Here is a 22,706-nt window from a genome sequence, read left to right as displayed (position 1 = left end):
ACAGATCACCACAACCTTATCCGTAGGCCGTAGTGGCGTCTACTCGTGGTCAACAGCGTTTACTGCTGTTATCCCGCTCTGTAAGGATGCCACTGCGTGATCAGCCGCTGTCTCAGACCAGTTTGGTCCGACATCCGCGTGGGCAAACCGGAAAGGCGACCGTTCCAGTCCATCACGCATCCCGAGGAGGTAGACCATGGCGGAGAAGAAGGGCCCCGGACCATCGGTCAAGGACGACGAACTGTACGAGAAGCTGCGCGACGAGGGGAATTCCAAGGAGAAGTCGGCGCGCATCGCCAATGCCGCGGCCAACAGCTCTCGGTCCAGCGTCGGCAAGAGCGGCGGCGAGTCGGGGTCCTATGAGGACTGGACCGTCGACGAGCTCACCGATCGCGCCAAAGAGCTCGACCTGTCGGGCTATTCGGACCTGAAGAAGGACGAGCTCATCGAGAAGCTCCGCGACCACTGACCCCACACACCACGAAGACCCACCAACCACGAAGCCGCCGACCCGGATCGGGTCGGCGGCTTCGGTGTGAGAGGGACGGTGCCGGTCAGTGCGCCTCTCGGCGTATGGTCCGCTCGAAGCGGCGAAGGGTGGGACCCGGGCATTGAGTCCGTCACCGTCGCGTGGTTCAACCGGCGCCCCCGTCGAGTTATTCCGCACCTGCCGCGCATGGGGTCCGGGGATACCCACGGCCACCCAAATCAACCACCCGACCGGGGTTTCCGTGGCGACTACGGCCGCAACAACGCGCGTCGGCACATGGATCGCCGGGCGTCAGGGCAGGAGGCCCGCGCGCCGCGCGGTCACCACCGCTTCGAGTCTCGACGACGCGCCGAGCTTGCGCATCGCGTCCTTCATATAGCCCTTGACGGTGTACACGGTGACGCCCAGGGTTTCGGCGATGCGCGCGTTGGGATATCCGAGCGCCGCGAGTGACAGCACGTCCTGCTCGCGTCCGGTCAGTTCGACGGCGGGCACGCGGGCGGATGACCCGGCGACCAGCACCTCGGTGATCGCCGCGATCTCATCGGCGAGACACGCATCGTCGACGGTGTCGGCGAGCGATCGCAGGCGCGCATATGCCGCCGTCATCCGATCGCGGATCTCGGCCTCGTCCTGGGCGGCGTGTTCGAGTCGCGCGCGGCCGGCGACGATCTCCTGCTCCACGGCGCGCGCCTCCATGGCGAGGATGTCGAGCATGCGGCCACCGATCGGATCGGGAGTGTGCAGCGCCCCGTAGATCACCGCGACGGGGGTCCGGTCGACGATCACCGGGGCCGCCATCATCGCCCGCAACCCCTCCCGCTCGATGATCGTGTTGTAGCGGTGGGTGATGCGGGGCGTGCGGAGGTAGTCGTCGACCACCATCGGCCGGCTCAACGAGACGACCTTGCCGCCGAGGCCGTGCCCGACGTCGACCGAGACCCCGCTCAGCGCGCCGACGGTGGTGCCGGCGAAGTGCTGCAGGCGCAGGTTGGTCGGCCCGTTCACCACTCCGGCGAAAGCCAGTGGCACACCGCTCGACCTGCGGACACGGTGCAATGCGTCGGTGACGATACCGCTGAGTTGCTCGGGCATCTCACCTCACTCCTCCCCCCTCTTCGGGGGGTGTTCCGGGGGCCACCGACGGAGGACACTGTGACCCAGCTTACTGACCGATAGCGAGGTTCACGATGACACAGGCCACCACGACCCCGGCCGATATGGTCGAGCACTGGTTGGGAATCTACGGGGCACCCGATGCCGACGTCGCAGCACTCCTCGTCGACGGCCACGATCAGGATGCGATCGCGTTCACCGTCATCGAGGTCGCCGAGACCGGCGAGCCCGTCACCACCGACATCACCTACGGCGAGCTGGCCGAGAGGTCCAGGCGACTCGCGGCCGCCCTCGCCGAACTGGGTGTGGGTCGCGGCGACACCGTCGGCGTCCTCATGGGCAAGCGCGAGGAACTCGTCGTCTCGGTGCTGGCCATCGCCCGGCTCGGCGCGATCTACATCCCGCTGTTCACCGCGTTCGCGACGCCGGCGATCGAGATGCGCGTGCGCGCGGGCAACGCGAAGGTGGTGATCACCGAGCCGAGCCAGGCGGCCAAGCTCGATCCGATTGACGGGATCACCACCGTGGTGGCCGGCGACCAGTTCGACGGGCTCGTCGACTCGCACGATCCCCTCGCGGAGTCGGTGGCCGTCGGCGGCGACGGCACCCTGATCCTCCTGTTCACCAGCGGGACCACGGGCGCACCGAAGGGTGTGCCGGTGCCGGTGAGGGCACTCGCCTCGTTCGTCGCCTACATGCACTACGGGCTCGACGTCCGCGACGACGACGTGTTCTGGAACGCCGCGGACCCGGGTTGGGCCTACGGCCTCTACTACGGCGTGCTCGGCCCGCTGGCCACCGGCCGTCGAAACCTGCTGCTGCACGCGGGGTTCACCCCCGAACTCACCGCGCGGATCCTCGGCGATCTCGCGGTCACCAATTTCGCGGCGGCACCGACCGTCTACCGCTCCCTCAGCAAGGACCCCCGCATCACCGGGTTCTCCCTGCGGCGCGCGTCGTCGGCCGGTGAGCCCTTGACCCCCGACGTCATCGACTGGGCCTTGGATGCCTTCGGCACCGAGGTCCGCGACCACTACGGCCAGACCGAACACGGCATGTTCATCAACAACCACTGGCACACCGACGTCCACGAGGAACTGGTCCCCGGTTCGATGGGCAAGCCGATGCCCGGCTTCGCCGCCGGCGTCGTCGACGGTCAGATCGCCATCGACGTCCCGGCCAGCCCGCTCCTGTGGTTCACCGGGTATCTCGACGCCCCGGAGAAGACGGCGCAGCGGTTCTCCCCGGACGGCCGCTGGTACCTGACCGGCGACACCGGCCGCGTCGACGACGAGGGTCGCTACTTCTTCACCGCCCGCGACGACGACGTGATCATCATGGCCGGTTACCGGATCGGCCCGTTCGACGTGGAAAGCGTGCTCATCACGCACCCGTCGGTGATCGACGTCGCCGTGGTCGGGAAGCCCGACGAGCTCCGCGGTGAGGTCATCGAGGCGTTCGTCGTCCTCGCCGACGGGGTCGACGGGACGGAGGCACTCGAAACCGAGCTCCAGCAGCTGGTGAAGACGCAGTTCGCCGCCCACGCCTACCCGCGGACCGTACATTTCGTCGACGCCCTACCGAAGACCCCGAGCGGCAAGATCCAGCGGTTCCTGCTCCGAAAGCGCTGAGCCGCACGCTGTCTCGAGACCAGAGACGGTCTCGGACGAACCCGGCCGGCAACCAGCGGGTCCCGTCCCCGCTGGTTGCGGCCGACCCGTCTGTGTGCCGAGTCCCGTCCCCACTGCCCGGTCGAGTCCTGAACTCGCCCCGAACGAGGACCGAACGAGGACCGAAGATGTCCGCGATCGCTCGTAGCGTGAGTTCTGTCCACCAGAACCACCCGATCCCGATCAGACCAGGAGCGACATCATGGGAACCTACACAGCCGCGGAACTCGGCGTCGACGTCACCGGCGAGAAGAAGGACCTCCTCACCCTGTTGCAGGACCAGCGGAATCTGCTGAAGGTCGCCGCCCGCGATCTGTCCGAGGAGGACGCCCGTAGGCAGACGACGGTCAGCGCCCTCACCCTCGGCGGATTGATCAAGCACCTCACACACGGGGAGCAGGGCGCGGCACGGGTGATCACCGAGCGGGACGAGAACGCGGAGTTCGACATGAGCCAGGCGGCAACCGAGTACGACATCACCGGCGACGAGACACTCGCGTACTGGCTGGCCGAATATGACCGCGCCGCAGCGTCTTTCGATCGCGTGATCGCCGACGTCGAGGATCTCGGCGAGCTGATCCCCCAGCCGACCGCACCGTGGCAGCCCGAGCGGGAGTGGTCCTCGATCCGCATGATGATCGCCCAGCTGCTCCGCGAGACCGCACATCACTGCGGCCATGCCGACATCATCCGCGAAGCCCTCGACGGCCAGAGCACGATGGGCGCGATCTCCGAAGGACAGGAGTGGGCCGACGCCGAGTTCTGGACCACCGAGGCGAGCGCGGCGCCGGGCGGACCGGGCGCGTGAGCAACCCCGGGCCCGGCGAGCCCGGGCCCGGGACTTTTCGGATGGGAGCCTTCGGAGACCCATCCGTGCGCCTGCGCGCACCGAATGGGTGGTGAGGCTGCCGACGGCGCAGCCGAAACCCTTCGGAGATTGGATCAATGATGATCAAGCGAGTTCCCCGCATAGCAGGAGCGGTGACCGGTCTGGTCCTCGCCGTCGGCGTGATCGCCGGCTGTTCGAGCGACGATTCGAGTTCGTCAAGCGAGACCAGCAGTGCCACAAGCGAAATGACATCGATGAGTGCGACGGCAGATCCGGCCGCCAACCTCGTCGGACCCGGCTGCGCCGCATATGCCGAGGCCAATCCGTCGGGACCGGCCTCGGTCACCGGGATGTCCACCGTCCCGGTCGCCACCGCTGCTGCCACCAACCCCGAACTCACGACCCTCACGCAGGCGCTGTCCGGGCAGCTGAACCCCGACGTCAACCTGGTCAAGACACTGAACGAGGGTGAGTACACCGTCTTCGCGCCGACCGACGACGCGTTCGCCAAGCTCCCCCCGGAGACGATCGAGCAGCTCAAGACCGACGATCAGTTGCTGACCAAGATCCTCACCTACCACGTCGTCGAGGGTCAGGCGACCCCCGACAAGATCGACGGCGAGCACACCACCCTCGAGGGCCAGACGGTCACCGTGACCGGTTCGGGTGACAACCTGAAGGTCAACGAGTCCGGCATCGTCTGTGGCGGTATTGCCACCTCCAACGCCCAGGTGTACCTGATCGACACGGTCCTCATGCCGCCGGCCACCGAGTGATCTCGACGGCCTCGTCCACGTTCACCACAGCGTTCCCTGACGCCGACCTCGGACTGCATGTGAGCCGAATGCGCCCTTGACCGCACGCGGACGCCTCCGCCCCTCGAAACCACGATTTCGAGGGGCGGAGGTCATTGCAGGATAGAATCGTTTCAACCGACGCTCGGCACCCGATCGCTCGGCGGTTGCCACGACCGCACAAGGAGGACCATGAGGGACGAACACGTCTACTACGTGGACTGCGACCCGGGCATCGACGACGCCCTTGCGCTCATCTATCTCACCCGGAGCAGTGTCTCCCTCACCTCGGTCGGCGCGGTCGCCGGCAATGTCGGCGTGTTCCAAGCGGCAGAGAATGCGCGCCGGTTGCTCGCGCTGATCGGACGAGCGGACATCCCCGTGGCGATTGGACGACAGGAGCCGGTGCGCGGACGGTTCTGGGGTGGCGCACAGTTCATTCACGGCCCCAACGGGATCGCCGGATTGGACCTGTCCGCGTCGGCCCGTCCGTTCGACGAGATGACCGCGCCTGACAGGCTGGTCGATCTCGCACACCGCCTCGGCCGACGGATGCGGATCATCGCACTCGGTCCGTTGACGAACATCGCGGTCGCCTTGTCTCTCGAACCTCGGCTGCCCCAGCTGGTCGGTGGCATAACCATCATGGGAGGCGCCCACGACGTCGCCGGCAACATCACGCAGTTCGCCGAAGCCAACATTTACGCCGATCCCGTTGCCGCCCAGCAGGTTCTGTCCACACCGTGGGATGACTTGATGCTCGTCCCATTGGACATCACCAATCACCACAGCCTGTCCAGGGCCGAGGTCGGTCTCCTCCGAGAGTCCGCCGACCCGGACGTACACACCATCGCTCTGATGCTCGACCACTACCTGGACGGGCATCCGGAGTTCGATGGCACCAAATGTCTACTCCACGACCCGCTCGCGACCGCGATCGCGATCGGTTCGATCGGACTCTCGCACGCGCCGCGATGCACGATCCGGGTGGAGATCGACGGCATACATCGTGGACGCACACTGGTCGACGTGGATGCCACCAGCAACGAGTCGGCAACACCCGGCCACCGGATCGCACTCGCGTCGACGGCCCCGTTCGCCCCCCTGCTGATGACGACACTCGATCCCTCATGCCCGGCTCGTCCGTCCGCAGCGGTGTGACGACCTGAGGAGCTCCGTACTCGACCCTCGGTGCGCATCGGCCGCAGCCACCAGTCCGACTAGGATCAGTTGCTGGTGGCCGCGCCTGCCGAGCCGTACCGCGCGCAATGTGTCCGCGGATGCGACCACCACTGCGTGTCGAGAGATCAACCGGCTCACACCGATCCATAGCAACCGACGCAGACTGGAGAGTTCGTGGCGACCAGACAGCCCCGGGGCAAGCGCGCTCCCTCGGCGTCGGCCACCGGCCGCGTCCGCGATCCGGAGCGTGCCCGCGCCGCCCTGCTGAAGAGTGCCGTGACGCTGTTCGAGCAGAACGGATACGCCGCGACCTCGGTTCAGAGCGTCGTCGATGCGGCGGGGCTCACCAAAGGCGCCTTCTACCACCACTTCGACAACAAAGAGGATCTCCTTCGCCGGGTTCATGACGAGTTCATCCACTACCAGCTCGGCCGTGCACGCGCCGTGATGGCGGAGAAGGACCAGGACCTGGCCACCGCGCTGCGACGGCTGATCGTCGAAGCACTGATCGAACCCATGTCGATCTACAAATCAGAGACCGCGGTATTCCTCCAGGAACGCCGGTTTCTTGCCGGCCGGTTCTTCGAGGAGATCGAACGCAAACGCAGCGAGTTCGAGGGGATCTTCGTCGACGTGATCGCCCGGGGAATCGACGAAGGACGGTTCCGCGCGTCGGGTCCCCCGAAGGTCGTGGCGTTCGGGATCATCGGCATGGGCGCATGGTCCCATGTCTGGTTGGACCTCGACGGCCCGCTGTCGACCCGCGAGATCGGGGAGACGTTCGCCGACATGGTCATCGACGGACTGGGCGTCGACCCACCCTAAGCTCCCGGGTGGGTCGGCCGCGTCACTCCCGCGCCGCGACCGACCATCCCGTCCCTGCCCGCTCGTTCTGCTAGACGTCTTGCACATCGACGACGGTTCGCCCTCTGATCTGGCCGGCCAGCAGGTCCGCGGCCACCTCAGGGACGTCCGCCAGGCCCACCACCCGCGCGGTGGCGGCCAGCTTGGCGAGGTCGAGATCCGTCGCCAGACGGGACCAGGCCTCTTCTCGGATCGCGACCGGAGCGTGCACCGAGTCGATTCCGGCCAGGGTCACTCCGCGGAGGATGAATGGCAGCACCGAACCCGGCAGGTCGGTGCCCTGGGCAAGTCCACAGGCGGCGACTACGCCACGCATCTTCGTGTGCGCCAGCACATTTGCCAGGGTGTGGCTGCCCACGGAATCCACGGCACCGGCCCATCGCTCCTCCGCGAGCGGCTCGCTCGCGTCGGAAAGCGTCGCACGGTCGATGATCGCCGAGGCGCCGAGGGAACGCAGATAGTCCGCCTCCTCCGGACGACCGGTCGAGGCGATGACGTCGTAACCGAGATCGGAGAGCAGTGCGATGGCGATCGAGCCGACTCCGCCGTTGGCGCCGGTCACGACGATCTCACCGCAATCCGGCGTGACACCGCCCCGTTCGAGTGCCAGCACTGAGAGCATCGCGGTATAGCCGGCCGTCCCGATCGCCATGGCGTCACGGGTGGAGATGGTGTCCGGCAGGCGGATTGCCCACTCACCCGGGACCCGCGCGCGCTGGGCGAAGCCACCGTGATGGGTCATGCTCAGCCCCCATCCGTTGACGACCACCCGGTCACCCACGCCGAGGTCCTCCCGATCCGTCGCGCTGACGGTCCCCGACAGGTCAATGCCCGGGACGAGCGGGAATGTCTCGATCACCTCGGCGAGGCCCGTGATGGCCATCGCGTCCTTGAAGTTCACCGTCGAGTACTCGACGTCGATACTCACCTCACCCGGCATCAGATCCTGCTCGTCGAGATCTTTCAGCGCGGTGACGATCCGGTCGTCGGCACGCTCGGCCACCAGAGCCTTGAAACTCATGACTTTCCTTTCGGTACTCAACATCAGGGCACGGCACCGAACCGGACCGTCGATTCGACGGCCCGGACGGTTGTCTGCTCTGGCGACGCCCGCCGAACGTGTCAGCGGGTGAACGCGACGGCGATCAGTGCTGGGACACCGACGAGCGAATCTGCAGGGTCGTCGGCAGAATGCTCAGTTGTTCCGGCTCGTCGTTCTCGATCAGGTCGAACAAGACGTTGGCGGCGCGAAACCCCATGTCGTGGGCCGGTTGTCGCACGCTGGTGAGACGCGGGGTGAGAAGTCGGGAGAGGGCGAGGTCGTCGAATCCGACGATGCTGACCTCGTCGGGCATCTGGAGTCCGGCCTCGCGACAGTATTCCATCGCGCCCACGGCCATCAGGTCGTTGGCACAGATGAGCGCCGACGGCCGGGGGTTCGCGATGAGCGCCGCCTTGGCCGCCTCGTAACCCGAGTCCTGCTGGTAGTCACCGTGATACACCGGCACGGCGTCCGGGTCCAATCCAACGCCCGCGAATGCCTCTCGGTATCCGGCGAGTCGTTGCTGCGCGGTCCAGAGCGCCGGGGGTCCACCGATCACCGCGATCTGGCGGTGCCCGTGATCCAGCACGTGCATGGCCGCCTCACGGGCCCCCTTGCGGGAATCGCAGACCACAGCCGGCAGATCGATGCCGGGGATCTGCTCGTCGACGAGAACCACCGGTCCCGACCGGGCGAGCTCATAGCTCGCGGCCGGCATCGAACCGGTACCCGACAGGTACACGACACCGTCGATGCGTTGGCTGCGCAACAGTTTGGCCTGCTCTTCCTCCGACCGCGCAGCGGCGTCGGGGATGACGAGTACAACGAGGACGTCGCGGGCCGAAGCGGCCCGCTGAACGCCCTCGGTCACCATCGCGAAGAACTGATTCGTCAGTTCAGGAACGACCATGCCGATTCGCGATGCACCGCGCCGCTTGAGGTTTCGCGCCGACTCGTTCGGCGAGTACTCGAGCACGCGAACGGCGTCGAGCACACGGTTGCGCCGTTCCGGGGCGACCGGGCCGGAGTCGTTGAGCACGTAACTGACCGTGCTGACCGATACGCGCGCATGTTCGGCGACGTCCTTTATGGTCGGGCGCTTGTGTTTGGGGCCCGGTTGCTTCACGTCATGCCTCCTCAGCCATTCCGACGGTCGGACGGCTACCTCGCATCTACGACAGTATCGCCGACCGGTGGGCGACGCCCCGGGACCGCGCGTTGATCCCCTCGTACCCAGGTCGAGCGGCCTCGCACATCGGCCGCACCACCGTCCGCCGACGCGGCGCTGAGAGCAAACAGGGCGGCGGGGTTCTCGGTGAGCAGTGTCGCGGCCTGCTCGGCGGAGACACCGTGGCGCTCGAGCCGGGGCAGGAACATCTGTGGGACATAGCCGATCCCGTTGCCACCGTGCCGTGTCCACATACCCTTCGACGCCATGTCATGGCTCAGCAGGAGGCGTTCACCGTGGCCGTCTGCGATCAGCCGAGCGACGGCCGAGGCGGTCTGCTCGGGTGCCGGGGACTGCCCTTCGCCTGCGTAGTAGAACGGCATGCCGATCATGTCGAACTCGAGCCAGACGCCCAGTTCGGCGACGGAGCGCTGGTACTCGGCGTCGTCGCCTGACGGATCCATGTGGCAGAGCACCACAGCCTCCGGCGCGACACCTTCGCCCAAGACGATGTCGAGCACCTCCGGGGCCCGGCGTTTCCACCCTGGCAGATGGATCATCAACGGCACCCCCACCTCCCGCTGGACCCGACTCGCGGCTCGCAGGCGGACCTTCTCGGCGTCGGTGAACTGCGGCGACACTCCGATCTCGCCGATGATGCCGGGCTTCGCCGACGTACCGTCCGCGCCGTCGACGAACTCTGACATCAGGTCCTCGACGAGCTCGTCGACACCCGCCGACGCCTTGTGACTCTCATGGAAACCGTGCACATACCACCCGGAGCCCATGATCACGTTGACGCCGGCTTCTCGCGATATCCGCTCCAGCGCCCGCACGTCGCGGCCGATCTGCGAGTTGGTGCAGTCGACGACCGTCCGGCCGCCCGCGACGGTGAAGTGCCCCAACTCCTCGATGATCCCATCGGGATCGTCGAGCCGTCCGGCGTCGAGACAGCAGAACGGGTCCTCGGCCAGTTTCCAGTGCAGCGATGCGTCCATCGGCGTGTGGTACAGCTTCCGCGCATCCTCATCCGCCGGCTCGACGAAGCGTGTGGTCCAATCGCAGGCGAGATGCTCGTGCATCAACGTCATCCCGAGGTCCTCGACGTCGATCGGACCGAGGACGGTCGTGACCTGAACTGCGCTCATGGAAGGAACATTATCCGTTCCGACCCGCGAAGGCCAGAAGAATAGAATTGTTTCCAGTTGGCGCTGATCGTCCATCTGCCCGCCTGGCCAGACCAGTCCCGAACGCACCTATAGCTCGTTGTTCCCTGGCTACAAACACTTTTCAGGCCGAAAGTCGCCGCCTCACGCATCCAACCGACGGAGTTCAGTCGCCGGCGATACCCCAGCTGGGTTAGAATCGGTTCTATGAGTCAACTTCTCGGAAACGTATTCGCCGCCGAACTTCAACCCGAAAGGTACGTCAGCCTCGACGACGGTACCCCGGTGTCGACCGGGGCCCACTTCATCTCCGACTTCGCCGGCGGCAAGGTCGGCGTCTGGGGCGCCGAGCTCGGCTACATCGGGGGCGAGGCCGCCGACGAGATCTTCGTCATCCTCGAGGGACGCGCGGAGATCAGCTTCGACGACACAGGTGAGACCTTCGTCGCCGGCCCCGGCGACATCGTCCGGCTGTACGCCGGCAAGCGCAACACCTGGAAGACGATCGAACCGGTCCGCAAGGTGTCCTTCTGGATCGAAAACGACGCCTGACTCCGATCCCACCCGCCCGACGGCGAACGGCGTCCGGTTCCCCTGTGACCGCAGCGGAACCGGATGCCGTTGTTGTGCACCCGTTGTCGTGCACGCCGGCTCGGCGAGCGCGCCTCTCCTCCCCGCTCAGACCTGCGCGGTGGCCGCGGTGAAGAACTCTCGTCGTGCGTAGGCGAGAGCGTGGCTGTCGCGGTGCGCCGCTCCCCGCACGACGTGGCCGATGACGATCGTGTGATCCCCGGAGGTGTGCATCTGCTCGACCCGGCACACCGCATACGCGGCGACGTGGTCGTGCAGGACGGGGCCACCGGAGTTGTCATCGAAGACCTCGAAGGCCAGGCCGTTGAATTTCGACCCCGACTTGACCGCGAAGCGCATCGCGATGTCCTCGTGGCCACGGGCGATGTAGTTGACGGTGAACGAACCTGATTCGCGCACTGCCGCCAGTGTATTCGACCCGTGGTCCAGGCAGGCCAGGACGAGCGGGGGATCGAGCGACACCGAACAGACGGCAGACATCGTCAGTCCCTGATGCCGGCCGTCTGCGCCGGTGGCCGTGACCACCGTCGCCGGTCCCGGCGCGGCGGCCATGATGTTCTTGAACGTGTCCTGATCGATCATTGCTGTCTCCTGACTTCGTGCGTTGAGCCGTCGTGCGGCCGTTGCCCGGAGCGGTCCGGCTTCATCCGGATGCGCCGACTCGGGCTCACTGCCATCGAATGCGTCCTGTCGCCTCACGTCACCGGAGTAGTGAAGATGGTTGCGGTTTCGGGGATGGTCACCTTGCGCCCCTGCGCGGAGGCGATCTCGCACCATCCGGACCAACTGGGGTCGAGGTGGACGGTCGTACCCTCTACCCAGCCGATGCCGTTGAGCCGGAGGATTCCCGGTAGATACGGAAGGAGCTTGTCGTGAGTTACGATCCGCACGTCCTCGGTGTCGGCATCGCCCACCGAGACGGCGTCACAGCCATCGATTCGTACATCCATCAGCGGTCTCCTTTCCTTGTGGGTGTTCCCGGTCAGCGCCGGGAGGAGTCGAAGATCCGCGATCCGGTCTCGTTGAGAGGATCGATGATGTCGGGCAGGCGTCCGGGAACCGCACTGTATTCACGGATCTCGTAAAACATGATTCTCCTTCGAGGTGAGCTCGTCCGGTCAGAAGATGTGGTTCTGGCCGCCGAAGACGGCGCTCACGGAGTCGTTGGTGAAGATTCGACGGATCGAGTCGGCGAGCAGCGGGGCACACGAGACGACCTCGACATTCGTCGGCGCACCGGCTGACAGCGGAATGGTGTCGGTGACGACGATCTTCTCGAAGGGTGCGGCAGCGAGGTTCTCGAAGGCACGCCCGCTGAACACCGGATGCGTCGCCGCCGCGAAGACCCGGCGCGCACCGGCGTTCACCACCGCCTCGCCGGCCGCGCGAAGCGTTCCCGCGGTGTCGATCATGTCGTCGACGATGATTGCGGTCTTGCCGCTCACGTCGCCGATGACGTGGGTGATCTCGGCGACCTGCTGCACCGGACGTTCCTTGTCGAGAATCGCCAGGCCCGCGCCCAGCCGGGTCGCGAACTGCTTGTTGAGTTTCACCCGTCCGGCGTCCGGCGCGACGACGACCAGATCGTCGTCGAGGCCGGAGAAATGGTCGGCCAGCATCATCAGAGCGGTCATATGGTCGACCGGCTTTCCGAAGAACCCCTGCAACTGGCCCGCGTGAAGGTCCATCGTGAGGACCCGGTCGACACCCACGGCCTCCAGGGTCCTGGCCACGACACGGGCCGAGATCGGCTCACGCGCAGCAGATTTCTTGTCCTGTCGGGAGTATCCGTACCACGGCGTCACAGCCACCACTCGATGAGCACTGGCACCGACCGCCGCGTCGACCATGACGAGCAGCTCCATCAACGCGTCGTTGGCGTTGACCCCCGACTCGGCGTTACCGCACATGGGTTGCACGATGAAGACATCCGCCCCGCGGACCGACTCGTCGAATCGACAGTAGACCTCTCCGTTGGAGAAGGTTTTCAACGTGACCGGACCGACGTCGACACCGATGTCGGCCGCAATGGCTTGGGTCAGTGCAGGATTCGCACGTCCGGAGAACAGCATCAGTTGCTTCTCGTCTCCGAGTCGCATGGACTGAGTCATGGAACCAACCTTGTCTTCGTCACGTTGCGCAGGTCGTCTGCGGGAACCGGTGGGCACTGTTGAGGGGATTTCGCCATACGAGGCGGTTGTAACGTTTCTACCTGCGAGGATAGCACCGTGAACTGTATGGTTCCATACGTAGAGCCAAATTCTCACGGATTAGTAGAATTGATTCTATCGAGCCAACGGCGGACGATCGCTCGATGTACGCGCCTGTGCTGCAACGCAATCGGACCGGCAGGCGTCCAGGCGTTGTCACAACGCCTGTCACCGACCGGTCCGATCCGCCAGAGGTCTGCTGGAACTAGTGCACCGGAACCTCGAGCTGCGTCCGGAGTTCCCGCTTCAGGATCTTGCCCGAAGGCGTACGGGGCAGCTCATCGACGAGGTGAACCTCCTTCGGCACCTTGAAACCGGCCAACCGCGCCCGGCAGAGCTCGAGCACCTTCTCGGTGTCGATCTCGTGGCCGGGTTCGGCCACTACGAAGGCAACCGGCACCTCTCCCCAACGCTGATCCGCCCGGGCGACCACTGCCGCTTCCGCCACCCCGGGGACCTCATAGACGACTCGCTCCACCTCCGACGCCGCGATGTTCTCGCCGCCGGAGAGGATCATGTCCTTCTTACGGTCCACGATGTAGAGGAACCCGTCCTCGTCCAGGACCCCCATGTCCCCCGTGTACAACCAGCGATCGCGAATGGTGTCCCGCGTCGCCTCCTCGTTGAGGAGGTACCCGGGGAACACCACCGGTCCGCGGACGAGTACTTCGCCCGCGACACCCGCCGACACATCCTGACCGGCGTCGTCGATGACTCGAACCTCCCGTCCCCGGGCCGGGATTCCCACCGAGCCCAGTTTGGAGACCGCGAACTCACTCGGCAGGATCGTTGCGAGGCCTTGGCACTCGGTCAGTCCGTAGACGTCGAAAGCCTTGACCGACGGCCACATTCCGAAGAGCTTCTCCAGCATGGGAAGGGGTGCCTTCTCGCCGCCCATGACCAGAACACGCAATGACACAACGCCGGGAGGCCGCTGATCCGCCTCGGCCAGTACTGCCGCCACCATGCTCGGCGCCATCCACGTACACGTGACCTCGCCCGCATGCAGGATGTCGAGCACGGCCGACGGGTCGAACCGTTCGCAGATGACAACCGTTCCACCGATGTACAGCAAGGTGGTGGCAAAGGTGTCGAGTGCCGCCACGTGGTAGAGCGGCCCAACCGCGAGATTCACGTCGTCAGAACTCAATTCGAAATCGGCAACGCGGCTGAGCGCCCCGAACACGACCTGCCCGTGAGTGACGATCGCACCCTTCGGCCGGGCGGTGGTGCCCGAGGTGTACATGATTCGTTGGGTGTCCGAGAAGTCGGCGGGGACGTCAGCATCGATCTGGCTGCCCGACATCAGCGTCTCGTAACCGAGCCACCCCGGCGGAACGCCGTCCGCGGTGGTGATCAGGCGGAACACATCCGTCTGATCACCGACCGCGCCGGACACCACATCGTGAAACCGTTCCTGCGTGAACAGCATGGCGCACTGACTGTGCTCCAACTCGTAGCGCAGTTCATCGGCACTCATCCGATAATTCAAAGGAACACAGACGATTCCGGCTCGCATGCACGCGTAGTAGATCTCGAAGAACTCCATGCAATTCCACATGAGGATTCCCACAGCGGAGTTCCTGCGAACTCCCGCTTCAACCAACCCGCCGGCCAGCCGGGAGACACGTGTGTTCAACTCCGCGTAGGTTCGTCGTCGTTCACCGCATTTGAGCGCGACCTTATCCGGATGCCGGAGGGCATTCTCGGTCAGGCTGTAGGAATAATTCATCGGCTTCGTTGTCTCCTTCGACCAGCGACGTCGCTCGACTAGACCAGCAGGGCCTTGACCTCGAGGTACTCCTCGAGCCCGAAGACTCCCCATTCACGACCGTTGCCCGACTGCTTGTATCCGCCGAAGGGTGCGTGGAAGTTGTAGTCGGCGCCGTTGACGAAGACCTGCCCGCTGCGGATCTGCTTGGCCACCTCGACGGCCTCGTCCTGCGGACCCCAGACCGCGCCGCTCAGGCCGTAGACGGTGTCGTTGGCGATGTGGACGGCTTCCTCGACGGTGTCGTAGGGCAGGATCGAGAGCACCGGCCCGAAGATCTCTTCCCTGGCGATGGTCATGTCGTGCTTGACATCGCTGAAGACCGTCGGTCGGACATAGAAGCCGGTGTCGAGGCCGGCGGGCTGCTCGGCGCCACCGGCGACGAGCCGTGCGCCCTCGCGCACGCCCTGGTTGATGAGTTGGCGGACCCGGTCACGCTGCGTGGCGGAGACGACCGGTCCGACGGTGGTGTTCTCGTCCGCGGGGTCGCCGACCACCTGGCCCCCGGCGACCTTGGCAGCGATCTCCTCGGCCTGCCCCAGAAGAGCGCGCGGCACCAGCATGCGGGTCTGGGCGTTGCAGGCCTGTCCGGCGTTGGTGTAACAGTCGAGAATTCCTGCCGTAACTGCCTTTTCCAGGTCCGCGCCGTCGAGAATCACGTTCGCCGACTTTCCGCCGAGCTCGAGGGCGACCTTCTTGATGGTCGCCGAGGCGAGTTCGCTGACGCGCCGACCGGCGCGGGTCGATCCGGTGAACGAGACCATGTCCACCTCGGGGTGGGACGCGATCGCCTCACCCACTTCCAGACCGGTGCCGTGAACCAAGTTGAACACACCGCGGGGGAGGCCGGCCTTGTCGAGGATGTCGGCGAAGAGCACCGCCGACAGCGGGGCGACCTCAGTCGACTTGATGACGATGGTGCAACCGGATGCGATCGCGGGCGCCACCTTGAGCGCCACCTGATGAAGGGGGAAGTTCCACGGCACGATACCGCCGACGACGCCGATGGGCTCGCGCACGATGTTCACACCGTTGAGCTGGTACTCGAACTCGTAGTCGGTGAGGAGCTCGGTCGCGACCTGGAAGGTCACCGACGGCAGAAGGGCCTGCATGTTGCGCGACAACTGGATTGGCGAGCCTATCTCCAAGGACATCACTTGAGCGAGTTCCTCACGACGCTCGTTCAACGCCTCCGTGATGGCCTTGAGATATCCGAGTCGCTTCTCGCGAGGCGTCGCCGACCACTCTGCGAAGGCCCGTCGGGCGGCGGTCACCGCACGGTCCGCGTCTCCGGCCGTGCCGGCCGGAATGGACCCGACGATCTCTTCGGTCGCCGGACTGTAGACATCGATCCGGGCGTCGGACTCGCTGGGGGTCCACTGTCCGTCGATGTAGTGGCCCGCGGACAGGCGTTCCAGTTCGGGGAGGACCCCGGCGGCGAGGGAAAGTGTGGTTGTCATCGTTGACTGCCCTTCTTCGTTGGGTTTGTCAGGGCCATCGCCCTGAACTGGTAGCAGGTAGGCCGGCGCGAGTTCTCGCGGCGTGGGTGATCACGAGAGATGGGAGCCTGTTCGGCCATGTGGTGTTCGGGCGGGCGACCGTCGAGGACTCCCCGCGGCCCGTGCTCGACTGTGACCCCGATCTCTCTGGTCGGACTGAGCATAAACGATTCTTGCTGCGGTGGCTACGGCAACCGACGCCCAGAATCGGTTGCCGATCCACCCAGCGAATCGGACCTGGATCTGAGCCGTCGCGCCTGGCTCCCATGCGTCCTCCTTCAAGGGAGCCTCCTCAACCGGTCGCAGGAGCAACCGTACGAGAGGCTCTGAACAGCACAAATGATCGACAGATCACGAATCCGCATGGTGCGGCAACGAAGGGTATTGACGTGTGTCACTCTGCTTGATTATTGTGATCTAGGTTATAGAAACGTTTCTGATACTGCGGGTTTGTTACACGAGCCGCAAGATGTTTCTCACCCGGACCGCGCGTCGGGTGGATACGATTCCGGAAGCAAACGTCGCGCTGGGGCCGATCACCACTCGGGGAACCTTCACTCATTCATCACCGATCGATGCAGCACTACCAGGAAGGTAAGTCAACTATGGGTCAGTCATCGACTCGCAACATCCTGCTCCTCACGGACGTCTACAAGCACTGGGTCATGCGCATGTGGCCGGAGGGCACCGAATACGTCTCGTCCTACTACGAGTCGCGCGGCGGCAAGTTCCCGGTGACCATGTTCGTAGGCCTGCAGGCCTACTTGCAGGAGTACCTGTCCAAGCCCATCACCAAGGACGACGTCGACCTCGCCGAGGAAGTTCTCACCAAGGTCGGCGGCGACTTCCGCCGGCAGGCCTGGGATGACCTGATCAACGATCACGGCGGCTACCTGCCAGTCGAGATCGAGGCCGTCCCCGAGGGCACGGTGGTGCCGACTCGCAACGTACTCATGCAGGTCATCAACACCGATCCCAAGTACGCGTGGATCTCGAACTTCCTCGAAACACCTCTACAGCGGGCACTTTGGTACCCGACGTCGGTGGGAACGCTGAGCTGGACGGCCAAGCAGAACCTGCGCGAAGTTCTCGAACGTACCTCGGACACCCCCGAGCTCCTGCGTATGTACCTGCACAACTACGGGCCCCGCGCGGCAACCTCGAACGAGTCGGCTGTGCTCGGCGACCTCGGGCATCTGGTCAACTTCGACCAGTCCGAGGTCATGGCGGGCTACCTCGCCGCCGACGAGTACTACGGCGAAGCCAATCCTCCCCGCGGAGCCACCGCATATCTGGACCACTCGGTGACCACCACCCGCGGTGCCGCAAACGAGGCCGACACCTTCCGAATGATGCTCGCCGACACCGATTCCGGCCTCGCCGGCCTGCTGACCGACACTTTCGATCACGAGAACGCGGTCCGCAACATCATCGGCAAGGAACTGCGAGAGGAGATTCTCGCCTACCCGGGCATGGTCGCGGTTCGTGTCGATTCGGGCAACCAGGTCCTGACGCCTGTCGAGACGACCGAAGCTCTGCTGGAGGCGTTCGGCGCCACCGTCAACAGCAAGGGATTCAAGGTCCTACCGCCCAACGTCCGGGTGGTCCAAGGTGACGGCCTCGACATCGAACAGCATCGCCAGATCTACGAGGAGCTCGAGAAGCGCGGCCTTTCCGGTGAAAACGTCCTGTGCGGCATGGGTGGAGGACTCCTGCAGGACGTCAGCCGCGACATGCAGAACTTCGGGTACAAGGCGAGTGCGATCTGCGTGAACGGGGAATGGCGGGGGGCCGCCAAGCGCCCCAAGGGCGATCTCATGAAGCACTCGCGAGAAGGCCGATTCGCGCTGCAGTTCACCGACGGCGAGTACCGCACGGTTCTGCGCGATTCGATTCCCGCGGAAGAGAACCTGTTGGTGCCGGTGTACCGCAACGGCGAGCTTCTCAACAAGACGACATTCGCTGAGGTCATCGAGCGGAGCGAGCGCCCCGTGCCCGAGCACTACTACAAGCAGCCCGACAACGTCGAGGCAATCGCCTGACGCAACGGCGATAGGCGAACCGGCATCGCCGGGCTCGGTGCAACCCATCAATGGGGCTGTGGCCGCCACCCACCGGGTGGCGGCCACAGCCTTCTTGTGCTCCCTCCCCATTCGCCTTCCCCCGCCCGGCCCGTCCGCCGAGCACCAGGAACGCAATGCATACCGTGCGGTGAATCCCTCATGGAACCGGAATCCTTCTTACCTGCGGATTCTCGCTTGTAAATACCGGTCGGTATGTATATTCGCAGAAGTCCGCGTAGCGTCGAACCTACCGCTCACCGGTAGCGAATCGTTTCCAAAAGGAGCCTCGACATGACCTCTCCCGACCCGACCCCACCTTTGTGGCCCACGCCCGCCGCGATCACCGCATCCGACGGTGAACTGGCACGCGCCGTCGCGGCGGGGAACATCCCGACCCTGCAACTCGTGCTCGCTCAGTTGACGGGCCGGATCGATTGGTTGCGTGGCGAATTCACCCCGAGTCGCACGGTGGCCCTCAACGACAACGATGACGCCGGACTCGATGAGGACCACCAGCGCCGTATCCAGGAGGCGGTCCTCGCCGAGGTGACGGCGATCCGTGACGGCAAGGCCACTCTCCGCCGGCCACCCGCGGACGACGAACTGATCGCGATGCTCAGCGCATCGCTGGGCGAGGAAGTGCCACTCACCTACGGTCCCTTGATGTCCGAGGAGGGCGGATTCCGCCGGCGCCCGGCACTCACCTGGCACGGCGAGCGGCCGGCCGGCGCCGACGATCTCCACGTCCTGATCATCGGCGCCGGTGCAGCCGGCATCGCCGCCGCCGCGCGGCTCGGCAGCCTCGGCATCGACTTCACCATCGTCGAGCGGAAGTCCCAGGTGGGCGGTGTCTGGCGGGACAACGTCTATCCGGGCGCGGGTGTGGACACGCCGGCCCACATCTACTCCTACTCGTTCGCGCCGCGAAACTGGTCGCGCTACTACGCCAAGCAGCCGGAAGTGCTGACCTATCTCCGCGAGGTGGCCGAGGAGTACGGCGTCACCGCCCGCACGCGGTACGACACCGATGTCGAACGCGTCACGTGGGATGAGGACGCGCAGGTCTGGGTCGCTGAACTCGACCACGCCACCGACGGGCCCTCCACGCTGCACGCCAACGTCGTGATGACCTGCGTGGGAACCCTCAGTGAGCCCTCGATCCCGTCCCTCCCGGGTGCGGACACGTTCCAGGGCAAGCAATTCCACTCCGCGCGGTGGGACACCTCGTTCGACCCGCAGGGAAAGAAGGTCGCCATCATCGGCACCGGCGCAACCGCGATGCAGATCGTGCCCGCGATCGCCGATGCCGCCGAAGTGACCACGGTGTTCCAGCGGACCCCGCAGTGGGTCGCGCCGAATGCCAACTATCTGCGGTTCGTCTCCGACGACGTCCGCCTTCTCATGGACCAGGTGCCCTTCTACGCGGCCTTCTACCGGCTGCGGTTGATCTGGCAGTTCCAGGACAAGCTGCTCGAAACCCTGCGACGCGATCCCTCGTGGGCCCATCCGAACCGATCGGTCAACGAGCACAACGACAGACACCGCGAGTTCCTCACCGCCACCGCGCTCGAGCGTCTCGGCGAGGATGCCGAGACATTCGCCGAACTGGTCGTCCCGGACTATCCCCCGTACAGCAAGCGCATCCTCATGGACAACGAGTGGTTCGACACCATCCGACGTCCCGACGTCGTGTTGGTTCCGCAGAGCGCCACCCGCCTCGACGAACGTCACGTGATCGACTCCGCCGGCACCGCCCACGAGGTCGACGCCGTCGTCTACGCCACCGGGTTCCAGGCCGCGAAGATGCTGTCGACCGTGAATGTTGTCGGCCGAGGCGGGGTGTCACTCCGGGATGTCTGGGGCGACGACGACGCCAGCGCCTACCTCGGTGTCACGGTTCCGGACTTCCCCAATCTGTTCGTGATCGGCGGCCCGCACACGACCCCCGCGCACGGCGGCAGCGCGCTCTATATCGCCGAGTGCGCGATCGGGTACGCCGTCGATGCGATGGTGGACATGGTCGAACGCTCCATCGCCTCTATCGAGGTCCGCCCCGACGTGTTCGAGAAGTACAACGAGGACGTCGACGCCGAGCACGCAACGCTGGTGTGGACACACCCGGGCACCGACAACTGGTACCGAAACAGCCGCGGCCGGGTCATCAACGCACTGCCCTGGACCCTCATGAAGTACCGGGCCGACACCGAGTCGTTCACTGCCGACGACTACCTCACGGTGTCGCGCGACAAAGTTGCTCAAGCGGTGAGGTGACACCACTCGTTTGATCAACCCGATCTCGCCGGGCCCGCTAAGGTCGTCAATGACCTCAGCGAGTCCGGCCCCTATTCACAAGGCATCATCGCTTACCGGTGCGATAGAATCGTTTTTAGTCTTGAGATGGAACGCTCGTTCCGATATCGTCTGAGCTAGCGGCAGTAGCCCCCGTTTCCGAAACGACGCCATCGGCGAACTATAGAAACGATTCACAGGCCAGGACCAGACAGGAGTGACCATGAGCTCGAGCATCGCGTCCAGGCGCGCCGCAGGAGCCTCGATCCGCGCGTCGGCTCCCAAGCAGGAGAACCGGTTTCCCCGGCGGTTCGCATCTACCGAGATCGCCGAGATGCCGCGGATCACCTTCGCGACCGGCGCCGACTCCGGTGTGTTCCTCTCCCGGGAACGCGACGGCTCCCGACACTTCAGCCAGGGCATCAGCTTCATGCGCGCCGACGCGGACGACACCACGTGGCAGGCCACGAGCTGGGACGAGACCCTCGGCTGCCTGAGCGGCAGATTCCAGATGCTGGTCACCGACATCGACGACGTCACAGTCGATTACCTGGTCGAGGCCGGGGATTTCTTCTGGGCGCCTGCCGGATACCGGTACACGTGCCGGGCGGTCGGCGTCGAAGCCACGCTGGTCTTGACCGTCGGACCGGTGATGCCGTCCGGCTGGCGCCACACCGGTGACGACGAGTCCTACAGCGACACCCTCATCGCGCTTCGACGCTGACCAGCCTCTCGAAAAGCTTGCTCCGCCTTCCGGATCGGAGCGTCAGTCACCGACTTCCGTCCTCCGGACGAGTCGACCACACCACAGTTAGGAGACATGACCATGTCACTCAAGATCTGGGTCACGACGCCCTTCTTCTACCCCGACATGAGCCGGCCCTGGACCGACCTGCTCAACGACATGCTGTCGATCGTCGATGCCGCCGAGGACCTCGGTTTCGAAGGCGTCATGATCAATGAGAACCAGTTCCAGAACTATGTGACCAACCCGTCGTCGCTCGCCTTCAGTGCGGCCGCCGCCACCCGCACAAAGCGACTGAAGATCATGCCTGGCGTCGTGGTGCTGCCCAACTACCATCCGCTCCTGGTTGCCTCGGAAATGGCACTCCTCGACCACCTGGCACCCGGCCGGATGAGCATCGGAGTGGCACGCGGCGGCAGCCGCTACCAGCTGGACCGACTCGGCATCAACCCCGCGGAAGCACGCGACATCTACGAGGAGGCCCTCGAGATCATCCGCCGGGCCTGGGTCGAGGACGACCTGACCTACGACGGGAAGTACTTCTCTTTCCCCGAGACCACGATCGTGCCCAAGCCGGTCACCCAGCCGTCCCCCGATCTCTGGGTGGCCTCCCAGAGTGTCGACGGAGTCAAGCGGGTTGCCGAGCAGGGCCTGAACCTGCTGACGGCCCCCAACCACGGCAACTTCGAGCCCTACGGTGATCTCGAGGAGCTCGTCCAGACCTTCAACGACGCGGCCGCGGCCAGCGGTAAGCCCCGCGGTGAGGTCATGGCACTGCGTCACACCTGGCTCGGCCGCACCGAGGACGAGGCCCAGGAGTACTTCGGCGACATCCTCAACGAGTACAACCACTACAAGGCACTCGTGAAGGGCAGTGGAAAGACCCAGACCAAGGAAGGCCGCCTCGCAGCCCGCGGCGTGGGCGACCGGGTCGACGACTACATCCGGGCCGGCCGGGTGTACCCGGAGTCCGAAGCGATTTCCCGTGACGGGCTCTACGAGAAGTACGCCGACCCGATCCTCACCACCCCCGATCGGATGATCGAGCGGTTCAAGGCGTACGAAGAGATCGGCGTCGACCACATCGTCTGCCTGGTTGCGATGGGACAGCCCAACGAGGCGGTGCTGGAGAACCTGAAGTTCATGGCCAAGGAAGTTCTCCCCGCCTTCGCCTGATCCAGTCCGTGACGCCCGGCTCGTCGCTCACCGAGAACTCC

General features: G+C 65.3%; 20 protein-coding genes. 11 read left to right on the top strand and 9 right to left on the bottom strand.

The genetic code is table 11. The annotated features are described in order from the left end of the window. Window positions 1–196 precede the first annotated feature (196 nt). A complete protein-coding gene (locus H1R19_RS00495) occupies window positions 197–469 on the top strand; it encodes a DUF7218 family protein (RefSeq protein WP_219850302.1) in 273 nt (90 codons plus the stop codon). 312 nt (window positions 470–781) lie between these two features. Here H1R19_RS00495 and H1R19_RS00490 read toward each other — a convergent pair whose 3' ends face one another. Further along, the gene (locus tag H1R19_RS00490; RefSeq protein WP_188330686.1) at window positions 782–1,585 is read right to left on the bottom strand and encodes a LuxR C-terminal-related transcriptional regulator; all 804 of its coding nucleotides are present in this window, start codon (window positions 1,583–1,585) and stop codon (window positions 782–784) included. Window positions 1,586–1,680: 95 nt separating this feature from the next. Between H1R19_RS00490 and H1R19_RS00485 the strand changes: the two genes are divergently transcribed. From H1R19_RS00485 to H1R19_RS00465, 5 genes are all read left to right on the top strand, one after another. Further along, the gene (locus H1R19_RS00485) at window positions 1,681–3,237 is read left to right on the top strand and encodes an AMP-binding protein (RefSeq protein ID WP_219850301.1); all 1,557 of its coding nucleotides are present in this window, start codon (window positions 1,681–1,683) and stop codon (window positions 3,235–3,237) included. A gap of 241 nt (window positions 3,238–3,478) precedes the next feature. Then, complete coding sequence (locus tag H1R19_RS00480) at window positions 3,479–4,084, top strand: DinB family protein (RefSeq protein ID WP_188330684.1); 606 nt, start codon at window positions 3,479–3,481, stop codon at window positions 4,082–4,084. 140 nt (window positions 4,085–4,224) lie between these two features. Then, window positions 4,225–4,881 carry a fasciclin domain-containing protein gene (locus H1R19_RS00475; RefSeq protein ID WP_188330825.1) on the top strand — a complete coding sequence of 219 codons (657 nt, stop codon included), beginning with the start codon at window positions 4,225–4,227 and terminating at the stop codon, window positions 4,879–4,881. A gap of 210 nt (window positions 4,882–5,091) precedes the next feature. After that, window positions 5,092–6,060 (top strand): nucleoside hydrolase, encoded by a 969-nt coding sequence (locus H1R19_RS00470; protein ID WP_188330683.1) that lies wholly within the window; start codon window positions 5,092–5,094, stop codon window positions 6,058–6,060. Window positions 6,061–6,255: 195 nt separating this feature from the next. Next, window positions 6,256–6,906, top strand: a complete 651-nt coding sequence (locus H1R19_RS00465; protein ID WP_188330682.1) for a TetR/AcrR family transcriptional regulator — start codon at window positions 6,256–6,258, stop codon at window positions 6,904–6,906. A 70-nt stretch (window positions 6,907–6,976) separates the two neighbouring features. Here the strand turns inward: H1R19_RS00465 and acuI are convergent, their stop codons facing one another. The 3 genes from acuI to H1R19_RS00450 form a co-directional block, all read right to left on the bottom strand. Further along, window positions 6,977–7,966 carry an acrylyl-CoA reductase (NADPH) gene (acuI, locus tag H1R19_RS00460; RefSeq protein WP_188330681.1) on the bottom strand — a complete coding sequence of 330 codons (990 nt, stop codon included), beginning with the start codon at window positions 7,964–7,966 and terminating at the stop codon, window positions 6,977–6,979. Between the two features lie 124 nt (window positions 7,967–8,090). Beyond that, window positions 8,091–9,113 (bottom strand): LacI family DNA-binding transcriptional regulator, encoded by a 1,023-nt coding sequence (locus H1R19_RS00455; RefSeq protein WP_188330680.1) that lies wholly within the window; start codon window positions 9,111–9,113, stop codon window positions 8,091–8,093. Between the two features lie 35 nt (window positions 9,114–9,148). Beyond that, window positions 9,149–10,303 carry a phosphotriesterase family protein gene (locus H1R19_RS00450; RefSeq protein WP_188330679.1) on the bottom strand — a complete coding sequence of 385 codons (1,155 nt, stop codon included), beginning with the start codon at window positions 10,301–10,303 and terminating at the stop codon, window positions 9,149–9,151. Between the two features lie 225 nt (window positions 10,304–10,528). On the opposite strand from H1R19_RS00450, the gene H1R19_RS00445 reads away from it, so the two are divergent. Beyond that, window positions 10,529–10,873, top strand: coding sequence for a cupin domain-containing protein (locus tag H1R19_RS00445; protein ID WP_188330678.1), 345 nt, complete (start codon window positions 10,529–10,531; stop codon window positions 10,871–10,873). Window positions 10,874–10,999: 126 nt separating this feature from the next. Here H1R19_RS00445 and H1R19_RS00440 read toward each other — a convergent pair whose 3' ends face one another. The 5 genes from H1R19_RS00440 to H1R19_RS00420 form a co-directional block, all read right to left on the bottom strand. Next, on the bottom strand, window positions 11,000–11,494 hold the full coding sequence (locus H1R19_RS00440) for a flavin reductase family protein (protein WP_188330677.1): 495 nt from the start codon (window positions 11,492–11,494) through the stop codon (window positions 11,000–11,002). Between the two features lie 113 nt (window positions 11,495–11,607). Then, window positions 11,608–11,862, bottom strand: a complete 255-nt coding sequence (locus H1R19_RS00435) for a hypothetical protein (RefSeq protein ID WP_188330676.1) — start codon at window positions 11,860–11,862, stop codon at window positions 11,608–11,610. Between the two features lie 168 nt (window positions 11,863–12,030). Further along, window positions 12,031–13,023, bottom strand: a complete 993-nt coding sequence (locus H1R19_RS00430; RefSeq protein WP_188330675.1) for a ribose-phosphate diphosphokinase — start codon at window positions 13,021–13,023, stop codon at window positions 12,031–12,033. A 304-nt stretch (window positions 13,024–13,327) separates the two neighbouring features. After that, on the bottom strand, window positions 13,328–14,854 hold the full coding sequence (locus H1R19_RS00425) for a class I adenylate-forming enzyme family protein (protein ID WP_188330674.1): 1,527 nt from the start codon (window positions 14,852–14,854) through the stop codon (window positions 13,328–13,330). Between the two features lie 38 nt (window positions 14,855–14,892). Then, entirely contained in the window at window positions 14,893–16,353 is a 1,461-nt protein-coding gene (locus tag H1R19_RS00420; RefSeq protein WP_188330673.1) for an aldehyde dehydrogenase family protein, read from the bottom strand. A 644-nt stretch (window positions 16,354–16,997) separates the two neighbouring features. On the opposite strand from H1R19_RS00420, the gene H1R19_RS00415 reads away from it, so the two are divergent. The 4 genes from H1R19_RS00415 to H1R19_RS00400 all read left to right on the top strand — a co-directional run bounded on the left by H1R19_RS00415 (window position 16,998) and on the right by H1R19_RS00400 (window position 22,665). After that, window positions 16,998–18,434: a nicotinate phosphoribosyltransferase gene (locus H1R19_RS00415; RefSeq protein WP_188330672.1), complete on the top strand. Its 1,437-nt coding sequence runs from the start codon at window positions 16,998–17,000 to the stop codon at window positions 18,432–18,434. 312 nt (window positions 18,435–18,746) lie between these two features. Next, window positions 18,747–20,726, top strand: coding sequence for a flavin-containing monooxygenase (locus H1R19_RS00410; protein ID WP_223205424.1), 1,980 nt, complete (start codon window positions 18,747–18,749; stop codon window positions 20,724–20,726). A gap of 241 nt (window positions 20,727–20,967) precedes the next feature. After that, on the top strand, window positions 20,968–21,468 hold the full coding sequence (locus H1R19_RS23105; protein ID WP_223205423.1) for a cupin domain-containing protein: 501 nt from the start codon (window positions 20,968–20,970) through the stop codon (window positions 21,466–21,468). 96 nt (window positions 21,469–21,564) lie between these two features. Beyond that, window positions 21,565–22,665, top strand: coding sequence for an LLM class flavin-dependent oxidoreductase (locus H1R19_RS00400; protein ID WP_223205422.1), 1,101 nt, complete (start codon window positions 21,565–21,567; stop codon window positions 22,663–22,665). The last annotated feature ends 41 nt before the right edge of the window (window positions 22,666–22,706 follow it).

This window comes from Gordonia jinghuaiqii, from assembly GCF_014041935.1.
In the GTDB taxonomy this organism is placed as follows: domain Bacteria; phylum Actinomycetota; class Actinomycetes; order Mycobacteriales; family Mycobacteriaceae; genus Gordonia; species Gordonia jinghuaiqii.
This window is presented reverse-complemented; position numbering and strand designations above follow the sequence as displayed.